Annotated in this window: 21 protein-coding genes and 3 pseudogenes; 22 read left to right on the forward strand and 2 right to left on the reverse strand. The window is 44.2% G+C overall.

The genetic code is table 11. The features are described 5' to 3' along the window. The first annotated feature begins 148 nt into the window (after positions 1–148). The 11 genes and pseudogenes from AC0YOB_RS25460 to fabG all read left to right on the forward strand — a co-directional run bounded on the left by AC0YOB_RS25460 (position 149) and on the right by fabG (position 9,024). A complete protein-coding gene (locus tag AC0YOB_RS25460) occupies positions 149–406 on the forward strand; it encodes an acyl carrier protein (RefSeq protein WP_475795143.1) in 258 nt (85 codons plus the stop codon). Between the two features lie 90 nt (positions 407–496). Beyond that, positions 497–1,486, forward strand: a complete 990-nt coding sequence (locus AC0YOB_RS25465; protein WP_475795144.1) for a 3-oxoacyl-ACP synthase III family protein — start codon at positions 497–499, stop codon at positions 1,484–1,486. Positions 1,487–1,572: 86 nt separating this feature from the next. Then, a complete protein-coding gene (locus AC0YOB_RS25470) occupies positions 1,573–2,526 on the forward strand; it encodes a hypothetical protein (RefSeq protein WP_475795145.1) in 954 nt (317 codons plus the stop codon). 116 nt (positions 2,527–2,642) lie between these two features. Then, positions 2,643–2,876, forward strand: coding sequence for a hypothetical protein (locus AC0YOB_RS25475; RefSeq protein WP_475795171.1), 234 nt, complete (start codon positions 2,643–2,645; stop codon positions 2,874–2,876). 33 nt (positions 2,877–2,909) lie between these two features. Next, positions 2,910–3,659: an SDR family NAD(P)-dependent oxidoreductase gene (locus tag AC0YOB_RS25480; RefSeq protein ID WP_475795172.1), complete on the forward strand. Its 750-nt coding sequence runs from the start codon at positions 2,910–2,912 to the stop codon at positions 3,657–3,659. A gap of 57 nt (positions 3,660–3,716) precedes the next feature. Beyond that, a complete protein-coding gene (locus tag AC0YOB_RS25485) occupies positions 3,717–4,709 on the forward strand; it encodes a 3-oxoacyl-ACP synthase III family protein (RefSeq protein WP_475795146.1) in 993 nt (330 codons plus the stop codon). A 46-nt stretch (positions 4,710–4,755) separates the two neighbouring features. Next, a complete protein-coding gene (locus tag AC0YOB_RS25490) occupies positions 4,756–5,763 on the forward strand; it encodes a thiamine pyrophosphate-dependent dehydrogenase E1 component subunit alpha (protein ID WP_475795147.1) in 1,008 nt (335 codons plus the stop codon). A gap of 12 nt (positions 5,764–5,775) precedes the next feature. Next, entirely contained in the window at positions 5,776–6,759 is a 984-nt protein-coding gene (locus AC0YOB_RS25495) for an alpha-ketoacid dehydrogenase subunit beta (RefSeq protein WP_475795148.1), read from the forward strand. An 18-nt stretch (positions 6,760–6,777) separates the two neighbouring features. Beyond that, positions 6,778–7,017: pseudogene (locus tag AC0YOB_RS25500) on the forward strand (biotin/lipoyl-containing protein); the annotation flags it as partial. Between the two features lie 276 nt (positions 7,018–7,293). Further along, the gene (locus tag AC0YOB_RS25505; RefSeq protein WP_475795149.1) at positions 7,294–8,028 is read left to right on the forward strand and encodes an acetoacetate decarboxylase; all 735 of its coding nucleotides are present in this window, start codon (positions 7,294–7,296) and stop codon (positions 8,026–8,028) included. Between the two features lie 255 nt (positions 8,029–8,283). Continuing rightward, entirely contained in the window at positions 8,284–9,024 is a 741-nt protein-coding gene (gene fabG, locus AC0YOB_RS25510) for a 3-oxoacyl-[acyl-carrier-protein] reductase (RefSeq protein WP_475795150.1), read from the forward strand. A gap of 493 nt (positions 9,025–9,517) precedes the next feature. Here the strand turns inward: fabG and AC0YOB_RS25515 are convergent. Then, positions 9,518–10,717, reverse strand: a pseudogene (locus AC0YOB_RS25515) (IS110 family RNA-guided transposase). A 527-nt stretch (positions 10,718–11,244) separates the two neighbouring features. Between AC0YOB_RS25515 and AC0YOB_RS25520 the strand changes: the two are divergent. The 10 genes and pseudogenes from AC0YOB_RS25520 to AC0YOB_RS25565 all read left to right on the forward strand — a co-directional run bounded on the left by AC0YOB_RS25520 (position 11,245) and on the right by AC0YOB_RS25565 (position 19,980). Then, on the forward strand, positions 11,245–11,370 hold the full coding sequence (locus AC0YOB_RS25520) for a hypothetical protein (RefSeq protein ID WP_475795151.1): 126 nt from the start codon (positions 11,245–11,247) through the stop codon (positions 11,368–11,370). A gap of 45 nt (positions 11,371–11,415) precedes the next feature. Beyond that, complete coding sequence (locus AC0YOB_RS25525; RefSeq protein ID WP_475795152.1) at positions 11,416–11,907, forward strand: hypothetical protein; 492 nt, start codon at positions 11,416–11,418, stop codon at positions 11,905–11,907. 48 nt (positions 11,908–11,955) lie between these two features. Further along, positions 11,956–12,378, forward strand: coding sequence for a VOC family protein (locus AC0YOB_RS25530; protein ID WP_475795153.1), 423 nt, complete (start codon positions 11,956–11,958; stop codon positions 12,376–12,378). A gap of 851 nt (positions 12,379–13,229) precedes the next feature. Further along, positions 13,230–14,284, forward strand: a pseudogene (gene ltrA / locus AC0YOB_RS25535) (group II intron reverse transcriptase/maturase); the annotation flags it as partial. A gap of 233 nt (positions 14,285–14,517) precedes the next feature. After that, on the forward strand, positions 14,518–15,240 hold the full coding sequence (locus tag AC0YOB_RS25540) for a response regulator transcription factor (protein WP_475795173.1): 723 nt from the start codon (positions 14,518–14,520) through the stop codon (positions 15,238–15,240). After that, on the forward strand, positions 15,237–16,298 hold the full coding sequence (locus tag AC0YOB_RS25545) for a sensor histidine kinase (protein ID WP_475795154.1): 1,062 nt from the start codon (positions 15,237–15,239) through the stop codon (positions 16,296–16,298). The genes AC0YOB_RS25540 and AC0YOB_RS25545 overlap by 4 nt, the downstream gene beginning before the upstream one ends. Before the next feature lie 124 nt (positions 16,299–16,422). Next, positions 16,423–17,487: a hypothetical protein gene (locus AC0YOB_RS25550; protein ID WP_475795155.1), complete on the forward strand. Its 1,065-nt coding sequence runs from the start codon at positions 16,423–16,425 to the stop codon at positions 17,485–17,487. Beyond that, on the forward strand, positions 17,480–18,631 hold the full coding sequence (locus AC0YOB_RS25555; RefSeq protein ID WP_475795156.1) for a hypothetical protein: 1,152 nt from the start codon (positions 17,480–17,482) through the stop codon (positions 18,629–18,631). The genes AC0YOB_RS25550 and AC0YOB_RS25555 overlap by 8 nt, the downstream gene beginning before the upstream one ends. A gap of 18 nt (positions 18,632–18,649) precedes the next feature. After that, on the forward strand, positions 18,650–19,330 hold the full coding sequence (locus AC0YOB_RS25560; protein WP_475795157.1) for a DUF3995 domain-containing protein: 681 nt from the start codon (positions 18,650–18,652) through the stop codon (positions 19,328–19,330). A gap of 26 nt (positions 19,331–19,356) precedes the next feature. Beyond that, the gene (locus AC0YOB_RS25565) at positions 19,357–19,980 is read left to right on the forward strand and encodes a hypothetical protein (protein ID WP_475795158.1); all 624 of its coding nucleotides are present in this window, start codon (positions 19,357–19,359) and stop codon (positions 19,978–19,980) included. Positions 19,981–20,406: 426 nt separating this feature from the next. Here the strand turns inward: AC0YOB_RS25565 and AC0YOB_RS25570 are convergent, their stop codons facing one another. Then, complete coding sequence (locus tag AC0YOB_RS25570) at positions 20,407–20,532, reverse strand: IS3 family transposase (RefSeq protein WP_475795159.1); 126 nt, start codon at positions 20,530–20,532, stop codon at positions 20,407–20,409. Between the two features lie 687 nt (positions 20,533–21,219). Between AC0YOB_RS25570 and AC0YOB_RS25575 the strand changes: the two genes are divergently transcribed. Beyond that, the gene (locus tag AC0YOB_RS25575; RefSeq protein ID WP_475795160.1) at positions 21,220–21,555 is read left to right on the forward strand and encodes a DUF1801 domain-containing protein; all 336 of its coding nucleotides are present in this window, start codon (positions 21,220–21,222) and stop codon (positions 21,553–21,555) included. Positions 21,556–21,573: the final 18 nt, after the last annotated feature.

Consider the following 21,573-nt stretch of genomic DNA (forward strand, 5'->3'; position numbering starts at 1 on the left):
TATTAGATTGGAGGTTTTTTGCGTACAAAAAATATTGTAGGATCCGATTTGAAAGGATCATTCGCCTATCTGTTCGGGTTGGTTGAACAGAAAAATAGCTAAACTATTCATTTAAGCTACAAAATTACATTAATGAGGAGATAAGTTAATGAAAACTATTAATGAAGTCACACCGGAAATTATTGCAATAGTGAAACAAACATTGAAGTTACAACGTGAGATTGATATGAACGAAGATCTAACTGCGGTAGGACTAGACTCTTTGGACTTCGTGACACTGGTAATTGATTTGGAAGATAGCACTGGAGTTAATTTTAATGATGGTGACGAACTACTCATTTCGGACTTTTCTACTGTCAAAAAGATAATCGATCAAGTGGAAACGAAATTATCTAAAATGGAGTAATGATTTGATTTGTAGTTTTAATGTTGATCTTATTCGGGTCTACACTGAATATATTTGGTCTCCATCATTGCGACAAAGAGGGTGAGATTTATGTATACAAGTTTTATAAAAGCGATTGAAGTTTCCGTTCCTGAGAACAAAGAATATAACGATCCAGAAAGTAGCGTAACCCAAAAAACAGGCATCTACTCCAAACATATCGCTGGTGATAATGAATACCCCTCGGACCTAGCATGTCAAGCCATACAAAAATTGTTTGATTCTAATGTATGTCACCCGTCAGAGATTGAGTTTCTATTGTACTGTACGGCAACACCTGATTATCTAATGCCATCAACATCCTGTTTAATTCAACATCGAGTAGGTCTACCAAATTCGTGTGGGGCTTTGGATATTAACCTTGCATGCTCAGGGTTCGTGTATACACTTTCCTTAGCCAAAGGATTGATTGAAAACGGAACGGCGAAAAATGTGTTGTTGGTCACCTCAGATACTAGCACCAAATTTGTAAATCCTAAAGACAAATCTATACGGCCCTTATTTGGAAATGGTGCAACGGCTACTTTACTATCCAGGAGTGAACTTGGGACTTCATCTATAGGAACCTTCACTTTTGGTACAGATGGTGGTGGTGTAGGCAAAGTAATCATTCCTGCAGGTGGGTTACGCGAACCCATTACTCCTGAAGCGCTAGTAGAACAAGTTGATAAATTGGGTAACACGCGTTCAAGAGCTGAACTTTATATGGATGGCTTCGATGTCTTTAATTTTGTATTAAAAGAAGTAAGACTAAGTATAAAAAGATTTCTCGAGCAAAACAAAGAGACTGTCCATGATTACGATTTCTTTGTCTTTCATCAAGCTAACGAATATGTGATAGACGCTCTCCGCGGTAAGCTAGAGATTCCTAAAGACAAGTTCTCTATACAGATTCGGGACTACGGAAATACGAACTCTTCAACTATTCCCATTGCCTTATACCACGAATTGAAAGCTGAAAGAATTAAACGTGGGGATAAACTGATGCTTGCCGGGTTTGGTGCGGGTCTGTCATGGGGAGTATGCTCTCTTACTTGGTAAATGAAAGGACTAATCTAAATCGAATAATATCCGAAATGCTCTCTATATAATGGACGTACTCATGATTATTGCGGAGGTGCACTAAATTGAATCTAGCCGATAGGTTGGACATTACGGATATAAAAGAGCTTCTTTTTGGTCAGGTTGAAGGATTGATTAATCAAGGTCAATTCTCTGCAGCTTTAAGTACTTTGTATGGTGGATTAAGAAACATACGTACACATTTATCAACAGAAGACTGGGAACGATTTATCATACAATATCGTGAACATTCAATACACCATTTCTTTCTACAGGAGCCACTAACACGTCGAGTGTTCGAAAAACCACGTGGCTATGCAGGTGACCCTGTCATGATGGACTTGATTTATGCTTATAATGACAAAACTTTGCTACCTTTCAAGGAGGGACAAGCAGATGTTTCGGAGGCTCTATACTACGAGTTAAACAGCATAAGCAATGCATGCAATGCTGTTCGTGAAAGAAGACGTATCCTCTCCAGAAAAATTAATCAAACATCAGAACGAATTAAGAATCCTTCTATTCTTGCGATCTCTTCTGGTCATTTAAGAGAAGTGCAAGATAGTGTTACGACTAATAACCAAAGTATTGGTAAGTTTGTGGCCATTGATCAAGATAAAGAATCCCTTTCTGTGACAGAAGAGCTGATAAAAGACTTTGGTGAAGCCATACATGCCTCTGTTCTTGACATTCTTAAAGATAGAGTGTCTCTTCCTAAGTTTGATTTGATATACACTGCTGGTCTATATGATTATCTGAAGGATAGCGTAGCAAAAAAATTAACTAGCAAGTTATTTGATTTACTAAACCCAAGAGGACGGTTGTTGATAGGTAATTATCTTCCGGACGTTGCTGATTGTGGCTATATGGAAGCTGTGATGGATTGGTGGCTTATTTATCGAACTAATGGACAAATGCAAGAGCTCGTAGAACTAATACCACAAGAAAGTATAAACGATGTCGATATCTTTGTGGAGCAAAACCAGGTAGTTATTTTTTTAGAAATTGAGAAAGTTTGAAGCGTTGAAAAAAAACCGATTGTAATTGCAAAAAAAAGTAAAAGTAAGGGTTTTCCGGATGCTACAGGCTTGGGGCCTATACGTAAGCTGGTCAGGCTTACCGGTGAGCTTCCGATATCGAGCAGGCTCTTCAAGAGATTTCTCAGCCGGCCTTCAAGCTCAAAATTGTGGCAGGTGAAAGCAGCCCGAAAGTATGCCAATTGATGCGTACCCAGATTATCAATCCGACCATCCATTGTGCTTGGACAGCTCTCGCCCGGTTGTTCGCTCATGCACTGGCTCCAATGGCAGACATTCTCGTGTTAGAGGTGGTATTAGCTTATATTCTGACCTATTTGGTAGAAGAGTAGGTTGTACAAAATAAACTTTGAGGATGAGTGATGATGATTAGCAAGAGAGTGGCGGTTATAACTGGAGGAACACGTGGTATAGGGAAGCATACAGCTTATAAGTTTGCGCAACAAGGTGACCAAGTCGTCATTGCAGGCCTTAATGAAGAGCGTGGACATGAAGTTGTTCAGTACATTAAGTCGAATGGTGGAGAAGCAATTTTTGTAAAAACAGATGTTTCGAAGTACGAGGAAGTGGAATCCTTGATCGAAACAGCTGTAGAAACGTTTGGCAGCCTTGACGTGATGTTTAATAACGCCGGGAAAGGCTTCCTAACACCATTATTAGAGTTCAATATGGATGAATACCACCAAACTATTAATGTGAATCAGCATGGCGTAGCTTATGGAACTGTTGCAGCCGGGAAGAAAATGGTGGAATTAAACACGAAGGGAATTATCATAAACAATTCATCTACATTTGGTTATTTGGCCAGTGTGGGTACCTTCCCTTATCACGCAAGCAAAGGTGCAATCAACATGATGACCAAAGCTGCCGCGCTTGAATACGCTCCTCACGGCATTAGGGTTGTTGGTGTGGCACCAGCCTACGTGGATACCGACATCATCAAGCCCTACAAAGATAGCGGCTTCTTAGAGTTACTCGAATCTAAGATGATGAGCAAGAAGCTGATCCAGCCAGAACAAATCGCTGATTCTGTATACATGATTTCATTAAATGAAGCCAGTGCTATTAATGGAAGTGTTGTTATGCTTGACGATGGATATGCCTCTTTCAAATAGGCAAATATATAGGAAATTTAATGTCCCAGTATCAATTATATGAAGAGGGTGATATTTTTGCATGCAAGTTATATGAGGGCCATTGAAATCTTTGTTCCAGTTAATCAAGAGCTGAATGATCCGGATAGTAATATAACCAAAAAAATAGGCATCTACTCTAGGCATATTGCAGCAGAAAATGAATATTCATCAGATCTAGCATGCCAAGCGATACAAAAGTTGTTTGACACCAATGTATGCGATCCATCAGAAATTGAATTTTTAATATATTGTACGACTACCCCTGATTATTTTTTCACGCCGGCCACAGCTTGTGCTGTTCAACATCGAATGGGGTTACCTAAAACATGCGGAGCTCTGGATATCAATCTTGCATGCTCAGGTTATGTTTATGGACTGTCTCTAGCAAAAGGACTAATTGAAAATGGAACCGTGAAAAATGTATTGTTGGTCACCGCAGATACGGTTAGTAAATTTGTAAACCCAAAAGACAATTCTACTCGTCCCCTACTTGGAGATGGTGCAACAGCTACCTTATTATCCAGAAGTGAACAGGCCACTTCATTAATGGGACCTTTTGTTTTCGGTACTGATGGTGGCGGTGCTGAAAGTTTAATCATTCCTGCTGGTGGAGTGCGTGAACCTATCACTCCTGACGCTTTAATTGAAGAGACAGATGAAAAAGGTAACGTACGTACAAGAGCTAATATTCATATGAATGGGTTCGAGGTCTTTAATTTTACATTGAAACTAGTAACACGAAGTATTGGAACATTTCTTGAACAAAATGATGAAAAAGTTAGTGATTATGATTTCTTTGTATTTCATCAAGCAAATGAATATATGATCACAACACTCCGTGACAGGCTGGAAATCCCGAAGGAAAAGTTCTCTATACAAATGAAGGACTATGGGAATACTTCATCTTCTTCTATTCCTATAGCGTTGTTTCATGAATTGCAGAATAACAGAATTAAACGTGGGGATAAACTTATGCTTGCCGGATTCGGTGCCGGTCTTTCATGGGCAGTGTGCTCTCTTAATTGGTAAATTGAAAGATAAACTGCTATTAATTTCATATGAAAGGAGTTTTTCCATGACGTTAGATTACGACTCTAGAAACGAGCATCAGCAACTTGGCTTGTCGGATCAACAGGTTCTAAATATGTACCGGGATATGGCTCTGGCTCGGAAAATTGATGAGCGGATGTGGCTTCTTAACCGTGCAGGGGAAATTCCTTTTCTCGTGTCCTGTCAGGGACATGAGGCTGCACAAGTAGGAGCAGCATACGCGTTGGATGCAAAGAAAGATTTCCTTTGCCCATATTATCGAGATATGGTCATGGCCATTGTTTTTGGGATGACGACAAAGGAGTTAATGCTCGCTGCTTATGCTAAGGCAGAAGATCCAAACAGCGGCGGCCGACAAATGCCAGGACATTATGGAAGTAAAAAATATAATATCCTTTCGACTTCTAGCGTCGTGGCCAGTCAGATACCTCATGCCGTAGGCGTTGCCTTAGCTGGTAGAATGATGGGAGATTATCCGGTTGTGTTAACTGCTTTTGGAGATGGGGCCACCAGTCAAGGGGAATTTCATGAAGCGGTCAACTTTGCAGGTGTACACAAGCTTCCAGTCATTTTCTTCTGCGAGAATAACAAATATGCGATTTCGGTCCCCTATTCGAAACAAGTGGCTTGTACAGACATTGCAGATCGGGCAAAAGGGTATGGCATTCCTGGCATTACCGTAAATGGCAACGATCCTTTGGAAGTGTATAGAGTGATGAAAGAGGCGGTTAACAGAGCAAAAAGTGGCGAAGGTGCCACTTTGATAGAGGCGGTCCTTTACCGTTTGGTCCCTCACTCAAGCGATGACGATGATCGCTCTTACCGTTCCCGTGAGGAAGTAATGGAAGCGAAGAGAAATGACCCGCTTGTATCCTTTCGCAACTATTTATATGAAATAGGGATACTGGAAGAACATGCAGAGAAAGAACTTAATGATCGAATCACCAGAGAAGTTGACGAGGCCACGGAATATGCGCAAAGTGCCCCCGGCTTGGCTGCTGAAGAAACTCTTAATCATGTTTATGCGATATAGGGGGAGATAGAGATGGCAGTAATCTCTTTTATTGAGGCTATTACACAGGCTCTGCATGAGGAAATGCAGCATGATCGAAGAGTGTTTGTTCTGGGAGAAGATGTTGGAGTTCGGGGAGGGGTATTTCGGGCAACACAAGGACTGCAGCAGGAATTTGGAGAGCAACGGATCATGGATACTCCTTTGTCTGAAGCGGCTATTGTTGGTGTATCCGTTGGAGCAGCTGCCTATGGGATGAGACCAGTAGCAGAAATTCAATTTGCCGAATATATTATGCCTGCCATTAATCAAATCGTTAATGAGGCAGCAAAAATGAGATACCGCTCCAATGGAGATTGGGACTGTCCTTTGGTGATCAGGGCTCCTTTTGGAGGAGGTGTTCATGGCTCCCTCTATCATTCTCAGAGCGTCGAAGCGATGTTCTGCAACATTCCAGGTCTAAAAGTGGTTGTTCCGTCCACTCCCTATGATGCCAAAGGTTTGCTGAAGTCAGCTATTCGAGATGCAGATCCAGTTTTGTTTTTTGAACATAAGCGATGTTATCGGTTGATCAAAGGAGAAGTGCCAAATTCAGATTATTTAGTTCCGATTGGAAAGTCGTCCATTTTAAGACAAGGGGAACACTTGACGGTGATTTCTTATGGGCTCACCGTGCATTTTGCTTTGGAAGCGGCAGGGAGACTAGCAGAAGCAGGTTACTCCGCCCATATACTGGATTTGCGTACTCTCTATCCTTTGGATAAGGAATCGATCGTAGAGGCTGTCCGCAAGACGAAGAAAGCATTAATTGTCCATGAAGACAACAGAGAAGGCGGTGTTGGAGCTGAAGTGGCCGCCGTAATTGCGGAGGAATGTCACTATGAATTGAACGCTCCGATCAAACGTCTCTGCGGTCCGGATGTCCCGGCTATGCCATTTAATTCGAGCATGGAGGAGTTTTTCATGCTCAATCCGGATAAAGTCTATCAGGCGATGCTCGAGCTGGCTCAAAATTGATTCGACCGGAGGAAAATCATGACTGAACATATCAAACCTATTGTGATGCCCCAATTGGGGGAGAGTGTGACGGAGGGGACCCTTCACAAATGGCTCGTAAAAATTGGAGATAAAGTGAACAAATACGATCCTTTATGTGAAATAAGTACCATAAAAGTGAATACCGAAGTTCCCTCTCTTATCAGCGGAACAGTAGTTGAAATTGTTGTGCAAGAAGGAGAGACGGTAGATGTGGGAACATTAATATGTTTGGTCGAGACTTAGGGTGGAGTTTACCATTTCGATTATTCGCAAACTATACATATGAATTGTTGGCGAATATCGAGTTAGGAATGAAAAAGTATAAGCAGGCATTAACAGATGGAATTTGTGCAGAACAAGCTCTACGCAAAGGCTGTTTTGGGGTTCTTATGTGATGGTTTTACCGTACAAGATATCTTTAGTAATGATGAATTTTAGATCGAGTACAGAAAATTATACTGAAATTATTCAAGGCATCTTTTAAATAACATTTAAGGGAGAGGCGGATGAAAAATGAATATTAATGAGGTACGTAAACAAATTACAACACCACTAGGGGCTCCTGCTTATACTTTGAATGTTCGTCTAAATAAACGAGAGGTTATATATATTGTATATCGTACTGAAATGGAAGCTCTTAGACGCATCGTTCCTGAGCCGCTTGAAATCGAGGAGCCTTTAGTCAAGTTTGAGGTCATGTTTTTACCGGACGCGACTAGTTTGGGACCATACACAGAATCCGGTCAGTTGATCCCTGTGACCTTCAATGGCGAGAAGGGGGATTACCTGCACGCGATGTATGTGGACAATCTTCCTTCGATCGCCGGCGGACGTGAGGCAAGTGCATACCCGAAAAAACTTGGCTTTCCTAAATTGTATACTGACTCGGACACATTGGTCGGTACTCTGGACTACGGATCGCTGCGCGTGGCCACTGCTACTATGGGTTATAAACATCAGCCCCTCGATTCGGAGATCGCACTTCAAGAGACTTGCAAGGCACAATACATGCTCAAAATTGTGCCGAACATGGATGGCAGTCAGAGGGTATGTCAACTGATGCGTACTCAGGTAAAAGATGTAACGCTTGTTGGTGCCTGGACTGCCCCGGCCCGGCTGCAATTGTTTGCCCATGCAATGGCCCCAATGGCAGATCTACCTGTACTTGAGATTGTATCGGCTCAACATATTATTACTGATTTGTCATTATCACAGCCGGAAGTAATTTTTGACTATCTAGTGAAATAGGATGTTGCATTAATGCAACATCTAACTGATCTAGAAGGACTTACAAAGAAGCCGGCATGATATCACCATTACGTAACAGCGTAGAATCCTTCTGGAATAATTTAATTGAAGGTAAATACGGTATTTCTACAATAGAATCTTTGATGCCTCAAGATTTAGATTATCATCTCCATACTGGCTAAAGAAAGTGAGTTGCAGTGTACGTGCTGTTTCCATGAAGTCTGGAATCACTCAATAAATTTAGGGAGGACAAATATGCTTAACGGTAAAGTTGCACTCGTAACAGGAGCATCTAGAGGAATTGGCCGTGCCATTGCCTTGCATTTGGCAGAGTCGGGAGCAGATGTGGTCGTTAATTATGCAGGAAGTGAGGACGCTGCAGCAGAAGTTGTGACGCAAATTGAAGCGATCGGCCGAAAAGCGATAAAATGCCGAGCCGATGTCAGTAACTTGCAGGAAACCGCTGATTTGGTAAAGTTGACAATTGAAGCTTTTGGGAAAATTGATATTCTGGTGAATAATGCTGGGATAACTAGAGACAATTTAATGATGCGTATGAAAGAAGAAGAGTTCGATGAGGTGATTTCGACGAATTTGAAGGGCGTGTTTAACTGTATCAAAGCGGTGACTCGTCCCATGATTAAACAAAAAAGTGGCCGAATTATCAATATTTCTTCGGCTGCTGGAATACATGGTAATCCGGGACAAGCAAATTATTCGGCGGCAAAGGCTGGTGTGATAGGTTTGACTAAAGCGACTGCCAAAGAGCTATCTTCTTTCGGCATTACAGTCAATGCGGTAGCCCCAGGTTTCATTGAAACTGATATGACTGAAAAGCTGTCGAATGAAATACGTAATGATATGGTAAAGTCTATACCGCTAGCTCGATTTGGCCAGCCGGAGGAAGTCTCCAAGGTAGTTCGATTCTTGTGCACCGACGACTCTTCCTATATGACAGGCCAGATCTTACGTGTTGATGGCGGCATATATATGTAACAATAAATCCGAGAGTATACCCGATTTTTTGGTGAATGGATTGATATTGGATAGTGCCTCAGAAACAGCTTTTATAGAAGCCTAGTAAAACAATAAAGGATATAAGACGAGAAGAATAAGTAAAGTAATATTCCAAAGGCAAAGCAGCTCCGAATTTCGGGAGTTGCTTTTGTTTATTTTAGTAGTGGAGAAACAGTTCGGGGGAACACATGGCAACGAAGCAACTGCTTGAACCATACGAAAGTGGCATTCAGCACAAAACGATCCACTCCAGTGAGGAACTAAATGCACATATCCTCAGCATCTCTGACCCGCGCAAAATCACTTATTTTATACAGATGTATTGCTGGGACGTTGAGCTATTCTAGCTAATAGCTTGTCAATATTTAATACTTAAAGGCTGAAGTTCATGATGCTATACTGAAAAAAGCACACCAAATAACCATCCTTTGGAGGATAGGAAGATTTTCCTCAGAAGGATAGTGTTTCTTCCTTAGCTCAGACGAAATGCTTCTTTGTTGGTAAGAATCGCGTAAATCCAGTGGATTAGCTTATTCACGCAGGCAATAACAGCCACTTTAAACGGCTTTCCCTCAGCACGCTTCTTATCGTAATAAGTTCTGAGCTTGGGGTTACGCGAGCTGCGCAGACCGCATTGTACGGCCAGGTATAAGGTTGTTCGCAGCCTTCGTGAACCACGCTAGGTAATCCTGTTTCGAGTTGCTGTAAACTTGCCAGAAGAGAAGACGCTTGGATCAATACCGGCAAATGCAACGAGCTTCTTGGCATGATCAAATCGATCGATTTCACCGACTTCAGCCAGAATTGTTGCTGCAATTCTAGTGCCAATGCCGGGTATCGATTGGATCAACTCATATTCGTCCAATTCTGCAGCCAGAGCATCTATCGACTGTTGGAGGTTGGAAAGGTGCTCCTGGTACTGCAAGAGCAGATGTATAAGCAGTTCCAGTGAGATGAGATGGCTGGAGAAAACCATTTCCTTGAACGGATTACGTTTTGCAGCAGTCATTAATTTCAGCGCTCGCTCAAGCGCCCATGCGTAATTCGCCCGCCCAGAAAGCGACTGAATCGTCGCGGTAATGTCATGAAGAGACTTGGTCAGCACCGAAGAAGAGGTAGGGTGAAGAGTCAGAAAACGAAGGGACACCTTCGAATATAGATCTCCAAATACGCCTCGGTATTCCGGGAAGACCTGATCGAGAACGGCCTGCAACTGCAGCTTCGCTTGCACATACATAGCTGTTAAAGAGTCATGCTGCCTGGTCAGATAACGTAGATTCATCATGAATTGTCCTCGTTTTTTGTACGGTTCCAACTCTTCTTTGTAGAACAATTCCCCTAGTTGATAGGCGTCAGCAGTATCCGTTTTGACCTTGCGTAAATTAGTTTTTTTAGCCTGATGTGAGATCAAAGGATTAATGACGATATACAAGTATTGATGCTCATCTAGAAACGGAATGACAGGGCTATGGTAGTGCCCAGTTGCTTCTAACACGACTGCCGGACGTAGTCCGGTAAAGGATTCTAGATCTTGCACATCGTCTAGGAACGACGCTAGCCCCTCAAGATGATGATCAAAGCGAAAGATCTTTCCATATGAGATTCCTCGATTAGTGAATACTTGAGCATGACTTTCACCTTTAGAAACATCCAGTCCAATGACAGGATTCATGTAACCACTCCTTATTTTATATTCGCCGGTAACCCCTAACCTTCTTGTCGTCCATATTATCGTATGTGATTCGGGGTCGTGCCCCAACTAGCCTAATCATGGTTTAACAAGTAGGGGGGGATGAACGGAATAGCTTTCGGGATCCGAGTCCCACGGGCACGAACGTTCGATCCCCGGCTACCGTTATTTTACGACCACGAAAAAAAGAGATCGACCAGAAAGATCTGGTGACCTCAGCAAGTGGTCTAGGTAAGGACTTTTTGTGCATTTTCCAGCCCCACATATTTCTTCATCTTCAATTTAGTTCCACTAGAATTTTATCTGGTACACTCGTATTACGATCAAATTCTAAGAATACGTGAGCATTTAAGAGAAAAACGTTTCTCCATAGAGGGAGAATTGTTTAATTTACCACCTCCGTTAAACTAAAGTTGTGTTCAGTCGGGCCCGGACTGTGCACATTAGCAATCCATGAGAAACCGGGCCTGCTGTTGGATGATAAAATGTAGACATAAAGGAGGCTGCATATGGGACGTGTAATCCTGCTGATGAAGTTTGATAAGGATATCGGTGGCCCTCTCCTATGCGTCAGCAGCCATCCCTCCGCCTGGATCAGGAGATTGAATGCCTGTTTGGCCCTTAGCTATGATTGAACTTCATTCCACACAGTAACGTGCTGTAGGAAAAGAGGAGATACCATGACATCCGAAGTCGGTGAAGCCAGCATTGAGCATCGCGGCAAAAAGCATTACATGGGCATACGCGCACAGATGCCATTTCAAGGGATGTTTGGCGTGGTCGACAAACTCCGCAAGGAGCTGTTTGCCTGGTTCAAGGCACAGGGTAGCGATCCCGAAGGCCCCGCATTCCTGCGTTATCATGTCATCGATATGACCGGGGAGATGGATATTGAATTTGGCATTCAGATGAGCCAGACCCTGCCAGGTGATCCGCGTGTCACTCTTCAGGCGGGATATTATGCGAACTTGATCTATCGAGGCTCTGGCATGAGAGGGAACAAAGTGCTCATCGGATGGGCCAGAGAAAACGGCATTCGATGGGATCGCTGGGATGATTCGAAAGGCGACGCGTTTCGGTGCCGCTATGAAGCCTATCTCACCAATCCCAAAATTGAGCATCGAAAGTCAAAATGGGATGTCGATCTGGCGATCAAGATCGCCGATGATTAAAATGGTTTGGAGTACAATACTCCCAATAAAATCAGAGGAGCTGAAAAAATGAAATTTAGTCCTTATTTACAGTTGAACGGAAATGCAAGAGAAGCAATTGGATTTTACGAAAAGGTATTTCATGCAGAAAATTTAGGAGTTATTACATTTGGTGAAGTGCCTACTACCCCAGATTTTCCTTTCCCTGAGGATGCAAAAGACCTTGTTTCACACGCTATGATAAGGGTTGGAGAGTCAGTAATTATGTTTTCAGATACATTCCCAGGTCAACCAGCTCAAGAAGGAAACCTGGTGACCATTTGTGTCACGTTTGACAATGCAGACAAAGCTCGCCAAATTTTTGAAGCCTTACAGGATGGCGGACATGTTGAAATGCCACTATCAGAAATGGGTTTTAGTCCTGCTTACGGGGTGATTAAAGATAAATTCGGTGTAACCTTCCAAATTTACACTGAAGGATATCAAGATTAGTTCATACGATAATAGTAGAAAAACGGCTTTGTACGAATGTCACAAATTACTCGAAAAAGCGATTGGAAGAAAAGTTTGCTGAGAGAATCTCGATTGAAAACGTTCGTGGTTATCAATGGATTACGTCCAAATTGATGATTAAGCTTGTAATGATGGGTACAAAAATAGCAAAAAACAATCCAATAATTATTGGCATATATAAACCCTAGGTTATTGAAATAACGAGGAACGTTAGTTCAGCAGGATATAATCACACATAAAAAAGAACTCTCGAAATTAGAGGGTTCTTTACATTTATATCCATAGCATGGGCGTTATCTCTAGGGTTCAAGTCCCGAATGGTGAAGGCAGTAGTAGCCATAGCTTAAGGCAAGGGTGTCCACCGCGAGGTGGAATCTGAAGGAAGCCGGCGGCAAATCTCCGGTCTGAGGAACACGAACTTCATATGAGGCTAATGTACGTTGGATGAGGTTGCAGTACAAACCAAAGTCCTTACTGCCGAAGGCGTACGAGAGTAAATGAAGCAGATAGATGGAGAGGAAGATAGCGTTCTTACCTGGGGAGATCTGTACGGAACGCGAAATAATTTCGTAATCCTGCTTGTGAAAGTAGGCTGAACGTACAGAAGTCAGCAGAGGCCATAGTACGGAAGCTGTTGCAACAGCTCCCGGAAGGGCTGAACATGAAATAGGTATTTGTACATCAAGGCGTTCAGGATGAGTGGTGAAAGCAGAAAATCCGAAAGGACCTGACTGAAAGAAGGAAGCGGTGAATTCCCTGTGGGGCTTCGGCAGGGCAGAGCTTATCTCTGGCACAAGAGGAAAGTACAAATCACGTAAGGAGTTGTAGAAATGTTGGAGCAGTTGCTGTCACGGGAAAACCTTCTTGAAGCATTAAAGCGTGTAGAAGCAAATAAAGGAAGCCACGGAGTAGATGGCATGTCTGTAAAATTCCTACGGGAACACATCGTACAAAACGGGCTGACGATACGCAAAGAGATAGAAGAAGGAACCTACCAGCCCAGCCCTGTACGTCGGGTCGAAATCCCGAAACCGAATGGTGGCGGCGTCAGGATGTTAGGTATACCTACCGTAACAGACCGAATGCTCCAGCAAGCAATCGCACAGGTGTTAAACCCATTGTTTGATCCACAATTTTCCGAACATAGTTATGGGTTCCGGCCTAAAAGGCGCGGACATGATGCCGTGAGGAAAGCAAGAGAATTCATGAAAGAGGGATATGGATTCGTTGTCGATCTGGATTTGGAGAAATTCTTTGACCGTGTTAACCATGATCGCCTCATGTTGAAGATTTCGGAGAAAGTGAAGGATAAGAAAGTTCTCCTGCTTATCCGCAAATACCTGCAATCGGGCGTGATGGAGAACGGTTTGGTTAAACCGACGAATGAAGGGACGCGCCACAAGGCGGACCTCTTAGTCCGTTATTATCCAATATCGTACTCGATGAGTTGGACAAAGAATTAGAGAAACGTGGACACCGCTTCGTCCGGTATGCGGACGATTGTAACATCTACGTGAAAACCCAAAGAGCAGGCGAACGAGTCAAGGCATCCGTTACCCAATTCATCGAGAGAAGACTAAAGCTAAAGGTAAACCAAGCAAAGAGCGCGGTAGATCATCCAGGGAAGCGAAAGTTTCTAGGATTTAGTTTTAGTATGAGAAAAGGGCTGCTTAAGATAAGGATTGCAAAACAATCCTTACAGAAAGCAGAGACCAGGATTCGGGAGATAACCTCTCGAAGAAGGGCGATGAAGATGGAAGAGCGAATCAAAGAGCTGAACCAATACTTAATGGGTTGGTGCGGATACTTCTCGCTGGCGGACACGCCAAGTGTCTTTCTGAATATGGACAAATGGATTCGAAGAAGGTGTGAGTATATTGGATGGGTCTATTATAGATTTTTTGATGACCTAGCTGAAGCTTACCATCTTATTTTCGTTGATTGGAACCATGCTATATCTTGGCAAGCTGAGGATTTAAGCAAATTCATTCATTCAAAACTCGTGAGTCCGAGCAACGGGTGCCTCACTTTAGACTGTTCCTGCGGTATCGGCTAGGTAAGTCGTAATGCCGCACACATTTCGTATAGTAATATTTCTTTGCAAAGGAGATTTACATGTTGAGAGAAGAGAGGATATTGCTGATCGATGACGAGGAAGGCCTTTTGGTTATGCTGGATAGTTTGCTGCGTAAAGAGGGTTTTGCGTTTATCACCAAAGCACTCACGGCGGCTGAAGCTCTACAGGCTGTTCGCCATGCCCAATATAAATTAATCGTGCTGGATGTCATGCTCCCGGATATGAATGGGTTTGCCCTATGCACAGAGTTGCGCAAAATTACGCATGCTCCAATCCTATTTCTTACTGCCCGTTCAAGTGACCTGGATAAGCTGCAGGGCCTGTTCCTTGGCGGCGATGATTATTTAACGAAGCCATTCAACCCGATGGAGCTTGCAGCCCGTATACATGCTCAACTTCGAAGAATATCCGTTTATTCTTCAGCGGAACCAAATCACGCTGAAGAGGTATACGAATACGATACTTTTTCTGTAAATCCAACGACCGGAGAGCTTATCGTTGATGGGATAGACGTGCCGTGTCCAGCCAAGGAATTTGAACTGTTGCAGTATTTCTGCAAGCATCCTAACCGCGTATTTACTGCGCAACAGCTTTACGAGCAAGTATGGGGCTCGATGGTGCAAGGGGATGAGAAGACTGTCGTTATCCACATCTCCAGACTACGGAAGAAGATTGAAAAAGACCCATCGGATCCTCAAATCCTCGTGACGCTAAGAGGGATCGGTTACAAGCTCGTTGCCCCTGTCGATAGGAAAAAGCTATGAGTTTCATGATTCGAATTGCACTGCTGCTATTATTGGTAGTTGTTATTTTTTCCCTAAGCGTACAGTTGGTCTTGTTCGTGACTTTAGAGCTTTTTTGGCCAAACGCTAAAAATTCTGTTGGTTTGGAATTGTATGGATTAGGGGTGGCCGGCATTTTCTTCCTGTTCACGTTACTGCTTATCGGGTGGTACTTAGGAAAACCGATTTACGGGATGATCGTATGGATCAGGCAGCTGGCTAACGGGAATTATGAGGTGCCCGAAAGCTGGATTGCCATCCACTCCCGGAAAAAGGACACCCTTAAACGGCCGTATGCGCTCTATAAAGAACTGTATGATCACCTGCTGTTACTTACAAATACACTTAAAGAAAATCATCAGGACAAGCTTAAGTCGGAGCAAGTTAAACAAGAATGGATTCAGGGCATATCCCATGACTTGAAAACGCCGCTAACTTACATTTCCGGGTATTCCGCAATGCTGCTTAATCCGGGGTACCAGTGGAGTGAAACGGAACAGAAGGAGTTTCAGTCTGTTATCGGGCAGAAGGCCGCACACCTCCAGGAGCTTGTCCAAGATCTGAATGAAAATATCCATACGCAAATTCCGATTAAATTGAACGAAGTAGATCTCATTGAGCTTGTACGCAGAACATTGGCTGATGTCAGCAGTGCGCCTTGGGCGTCCGGCTATTCTCTTATGCTGGATTCGTCGGAGACGTTAGGGCTTGTCGTATCTTGCGACTCGAAGCTGCTAATGAGAGCTCTCCGAAATCTGCTTGTTAATGCGATTGTCCATAATCCGGAAGGAACCGAAATCGTGGTTCACATTAAGCATGCTGGCGATCAGATTGCGGAAATTGATGTAGTGGATAACGGTATCGGTATAAACGATTCACTGTCAAAAGGGGAAAACGCTACATCGTCTCAAGGCCGATCGGGATTGGGATTATCCATTGCCAGACAGCTTATCGAAGCGCATGGTGGAAAAATGAGCGTGATGAGTCAGATCAATAAAGGAACTTCGATTTCGATTCAGCTGCCCTTAGCGGGGAATTAAGTTGAAGTTGTGTTTCCGTTTACCTCGTGTTTACTTGCGATCCCTATAATGAAAGACATCAGACCGATCTTTGTCGGCTCATTCTTTCAAGGGTACCGCAAAGCAAAACAGGAGGTTTTTTATTATGCATTCTACTGCTCAACACCAAATTTCGATCAGATCAATCAGGCTGTCGCATTGGCCGCAGTGGATCGGGTATGCAGCGGCTGTCTGGTCACTACTTTATGGTCTGCTAGGTGTTTATTGGACATTGGGAGGGGAAGGATTTCCATTTGGCCACGGTCATGACCCCAATCCTGAGTACTCGGTACTCGGTTTTGTACACGCGGAAACAGCGGCTCCAGTTATTGCAGCTATGGGCTTATTGGGTGCGGTGGTTAGCTTAATGATCACTCTGGCGCGCCGGCGACATGCAGGGAGTCTTCGACTGACTCTTTCGGCCTTTGCTTGGCTCTTAGCGATATTGCTTCTTCTAGTCGTCCCTGATTATCGTACACTCGCCAGTGTTGCCTACGTCTTCCTTCTTAAATTCAGTATTATAAACTGGAGTATACTCAACCAGTTTCTCTGCATCATCGGGGGATTTCTATGGGTATTAACCGCCCTTGCATACCAGAGGCGAGTCCATTTCGCTTGTGAAAATTGCGGAAGAACGGAAAAAGGCGTTGCCGGATGGACAGAGCCGGCAGCCGCAGCCAGGTGGGGCAAATGGGTCACGCTGATTGCTGTCTTCATCCCCATGGTGTATACAATAACAAGAATTGCTTGGGCATTTGATATTCCACTGCTGGTCAGCAGTGAATTTCTTCACAGTATGAATGAGGAATTCCCGGGAATTTGGTGGTTTGGAGCTAGTCTGGGTTTTATTGAAATAGGAGGCTCAGTTCTCACATACGGACTTATTCGGCGTTGGGGGGAAGTCTTTCCACGCTGGACGCTGGGCCTATCCGGCAAAAAAGTTCCACCCGCACTTGCCATCATTCCAGCTCTCATTATGTCTGTACTTACTTTAGAGGCTGGTTTGATGATGTGGCGAGGATTTCTCTTGGGTGCTTTTGCTCAAGGCAACATCGGCACCTTTGCGCCATCCCTTCTTTGGCCATTGTGGGGGCTTGCATTGGGTGCCGCGACGCTCGCCTACTACTACCGTAGACGCGGCCGCTGTAAGCATTGTGGTCAAGGTGAGTGATAAAGTGATGAATACTATGGGAGGACAACTTTCGCACAATCCACAAGGTTATAGCGCTGACACTGCAGACAAAAGCCTGCGTTGGTGGAGGAAGTGGCCCGCTTGGGTTGCGTATGCAGCCGCCGCCTGGTCCTTAATGTATGGGGCGCTCGGATTGTTCTGGATGTTTGGAGGAGCTGGTTTTCCCTTTGGAGTTAATGATGCTAGGGCTATGGCCGGGGAAACGATGTCGATGCTAGCCGGAATAACGCCAGAGGTAACGGCGCCTATTATAGCTTTTCTTGGATTGTCAGGCGCGGTGGTGGCACTGGCAATGGTGCAGTCATGGGGGAAGCGGATTTCCCGTTCCATCCCTGTCACATTCGGGGCCTTTATGTGCATCATTCTACTTTTTGTGATCCCCGACATTCGTTTGTTGCAAAATTTCGCCTATGCTTTCATGCTTTACTATGGTTTAGTCGATTGGCAAGTATGGAACCAAGTCATCTGTGTAATAGGCGGATTGTTATGGGGAGCATCGCTTCTCTCATATAGACGGAAAATCAATCATGCTTGTTCGAACTGCGGTCGGAAGCCTAGTATTGACCATACAACGAGAATGGCGATTGCGATGAAATGGTGCAAGAGACTAGCATGGATCGCGATCATTGCTGCTTTACCTTATGGTTTGACCCGCTTTGCGTGGAACTTTGGCATTCCTCTCGGATATCCGGTTGAAGGATTATTTGAAGGGTTCGGACTTAGCTATGACGGGATTCGCTATTATCATTTACCCTGGCAAGCTTGGGTACTGGCCGCTCTGGATTTCTCCGGAGCCATCCTGATGCATGGGCTGATCTCTCGATGGGGTGAAATTTATCCCCGTTGGTTTCCGTTCAAAGCCGGCAAGCGGGTTCACCCTCTGACAGCGGTTATTCCAGCCATGATTGTTTCGATTTTAATCACCATAGCCGGAGTTGGAATGTGGTTTACGACTATACAAGCGATCGTGAACGGTTCCTTCGATATCCAGCATCTTCTCGCAAACTGGGGAGCCTCGGGACCGGGATTTCTCTTTATTTTTTGGGGGGTTGGTTTAGCAGGTGCATCAATTGCTTACTACTACCGAAGACGCGACCGGTGTTTGCACTGCGGCGAACTCTAAATTGGAGGATCAAAGATTATGGACCAAGTTGTGAGCAATAAGACTCCAATCGAACAAAGATTGAATGCCTTTGAACGCTTTACAAAGACATCAGTATGGCCGGGTTACGTTGGTTGCGTCTGGGCTGTCCTGTATGCGGTTTTCATTCGATTCTATCAAGCAGCAGGTGGATCGATAGGGATTCCAGGTCAACCAATAAATCCTGAAACGCTTGCCATGGTAAGTTATATCGCTGGGCTTATCATCATGGTCTGCGGATTTGTCTTGATCGCACTCGTCAAGCCTTGGGGAAGGGTGGTTCCCAATTGGATCCCGTTCGTTGGAGGGAGAAAGATCCACCGGTTCATTATTTTAATCCCCACCCTCATCTGTACCGCTTTTTTAATTGCTCACGGAACCGCCGGAATCATAACAAGGGCCCTTCATTTGACAAGTATCATTACCCTTGATGACTTCCCTGGCTTTATTGAACTCGATGTCTACAGAATGGTTCTATGGGATTTTTTGGTATATGAACCATGGTTTTTCATCATGGGTATTTTGGCGGGCTTAACAGCTGCTCATTATGCCCAGGCTTCCGGTGTGCTACTTTCTACTTTGAGAAGAAACACAGTCTTTTATTTGATTTTAGTTTTTCTTCTGACTACGCTTTTTGTGTCCTCTATCGTTTTTGATTTCGTTGATAAAATAAGTTTTTAATTACACAAAAAGGGAAGTGCATTCATATGGATAATGCTAAAAGCGTTACAGTGAACCCGTGGACGAAATGGATTGGATATGCGGCATGTGCCTGGGGTTTGTTATTTGCTGCTATCCATGTCTTCTTGTTCTTTGGAGGTGGCTCTTTCATTGTTCGACCTCAATTTGCCGACAATTACGGGATTTACTTGCTCAGTTGCACTATCTCGGTGCTCTTGTTCATTTCCGTTGCATTGTTGCCGCTGACGTTGGTCTGGCCGTTTCGTTGGATCAGTCAACGCCGCTTGCAAATCCTGACCCTTCTGTTGGCATACCTGGCGTTGAGCAGTTTTGCTATCTATGAGTGGGTCGTCGCTGCAGAACAAAGAGTGGCTCTGCTCACCGCTCTAGTGTGTGCCATTAGCGTAGTGGTAGCCTTCGTGCGACCAAAGAGTCAGAGCGTTGCACGGTGGTTGGTGTTTATTGCCACCTGGGTATTTGGTGCGGGGATGGCCCTTTATGGCGGTGCCTATTTGATTCTTGCCTTCTTCCAGCCCACGTTTGATAAATTCCTTGGCTACCTTTTCCTCGGAGGAATGACCTTTTTTGTCGAAGGTTTCCTCTTTGTTGCAACAGGTTGGTTGGTGAGTCGCAAGCGAGTCTTCACATGACACTTGTCGCAAGTATATAAACTGCTGATTCAAGAATAGTGGAATATGATTACTCCGCATTGGGGCCAAAAGAAGTGAGGATGGCACAGTCGGCATATCATACAGTGCTAGCCATTTGCCGATAATTTTAACATCGCGGAGGCGTACCACTCGGCCGATCTTCGTTCCAAGGTCGAAAAGGGCCGCAGCAGCCTGCTCAACGACGCCAGCCTTTGCACGGGGCTACATTCAATCGACCGCTCAGCATCGCGTATTCGAGGGTCGTGAAGGCAATTTCCCGACGGGCAAGTTACAAGAGCAGAAAAGACGGTCGCGATTCTCCGGTTATGGAAGCTGATCCCCGCCAACGGGGACGCATTGTAAATACGGCGGCAGTCTAGGATGAACTGCACCCCGTCAAGTAGACAGTACAAAAAATAAATTCAATTATGCAGCCTTAGTCCTGTATTGCACCGGGCTGAGGTCGTTTAATTTCGCTTGTAATCGTTCGTTATTGTAAAAGTGGATGTAAGCCTCAATGTCTCGCTCAAGCTCTTCAAAAGTATGGTACATGTGTAAATAGTACTTCTCACATTTTGGGTCCCCCAAAAAGATTCCATTGGACCATTATCGATGCACCGCCCAACACGGGACAGCTTTGGATCATGTTATTGTCATCCAAGAGCTTCTTACCTCGATCGCTATGAAGCAAAGGGGTGCTTTCAGGAGCTGCGACGGACACCTTAGAAAATCCAGATCATGATTGAAAACATTGGTCAAATTTAAACTAACGGTTACGATAGCTGATATTCACCAGTTCGAGGCTGCCATTGTAAATGGCAGCCTTTCGTTCAACTGCTTCCCAGAAGCGCGCATCATCTGACCGGTGAAAGTCCGGTCACGGGAGAGGGCAAGCCTCCGTGTAGCTTGGATACCTGCGTATGGCGAAATCTTTACGTAGAGGTGTATCGACAAAAGTACTGGTCGGAGACCAGGCGAGCGACATGCCAGGCCATAAGATTCAGGAGTTAATCACGATTTGTCTGAAAAATCCGTTTGGTATAACATGTGGCATATCCACTTTGATGGAAAGGAAATCAGTTAAAAAGGCTAAAGACAGAAGAAACCACATCAAATACTCAAGTTCAGGTTGGATTTCCTTAATAAAGGAAAAGTTTTAATATTCCTTGACAGGAATATTCCCGAAATGGTATATTTCATACATAAGCAATGCACTATCCAAACAGGAGGGAAAACAGAGTGAATCAGGAAGTTACAGCCTACATCGAAAATTTGCCGAAATGGCAAGGTGGGATCAGTTCGATCCTGCGGGACATGGTTCATGAGACGATTCCGGAAGCCGAAGAACGCATTCAGTACAAGAAACCTCATTTTCTGAAAAACGGACAGTATGCAGCGGTTATTTCGCCTTCAAAAGACGCCATTGCGTTCATGATCATGAATGCAAACGGCATCGACTTTCCGAAGGGATTTGAAGGGCCAGCCGAACGGAAGTGGATCAAATTGCGGGAAGGCGACACTCCGGATCTTGCCTTGCTGTCGGGGTTTCTGAAGCAAGCCTCCAGCACACTGTAACAGAAATCATCTCATCGG

Source organism: Paenibacillus sp. JT31N17 (assembly GCF_056269255.1).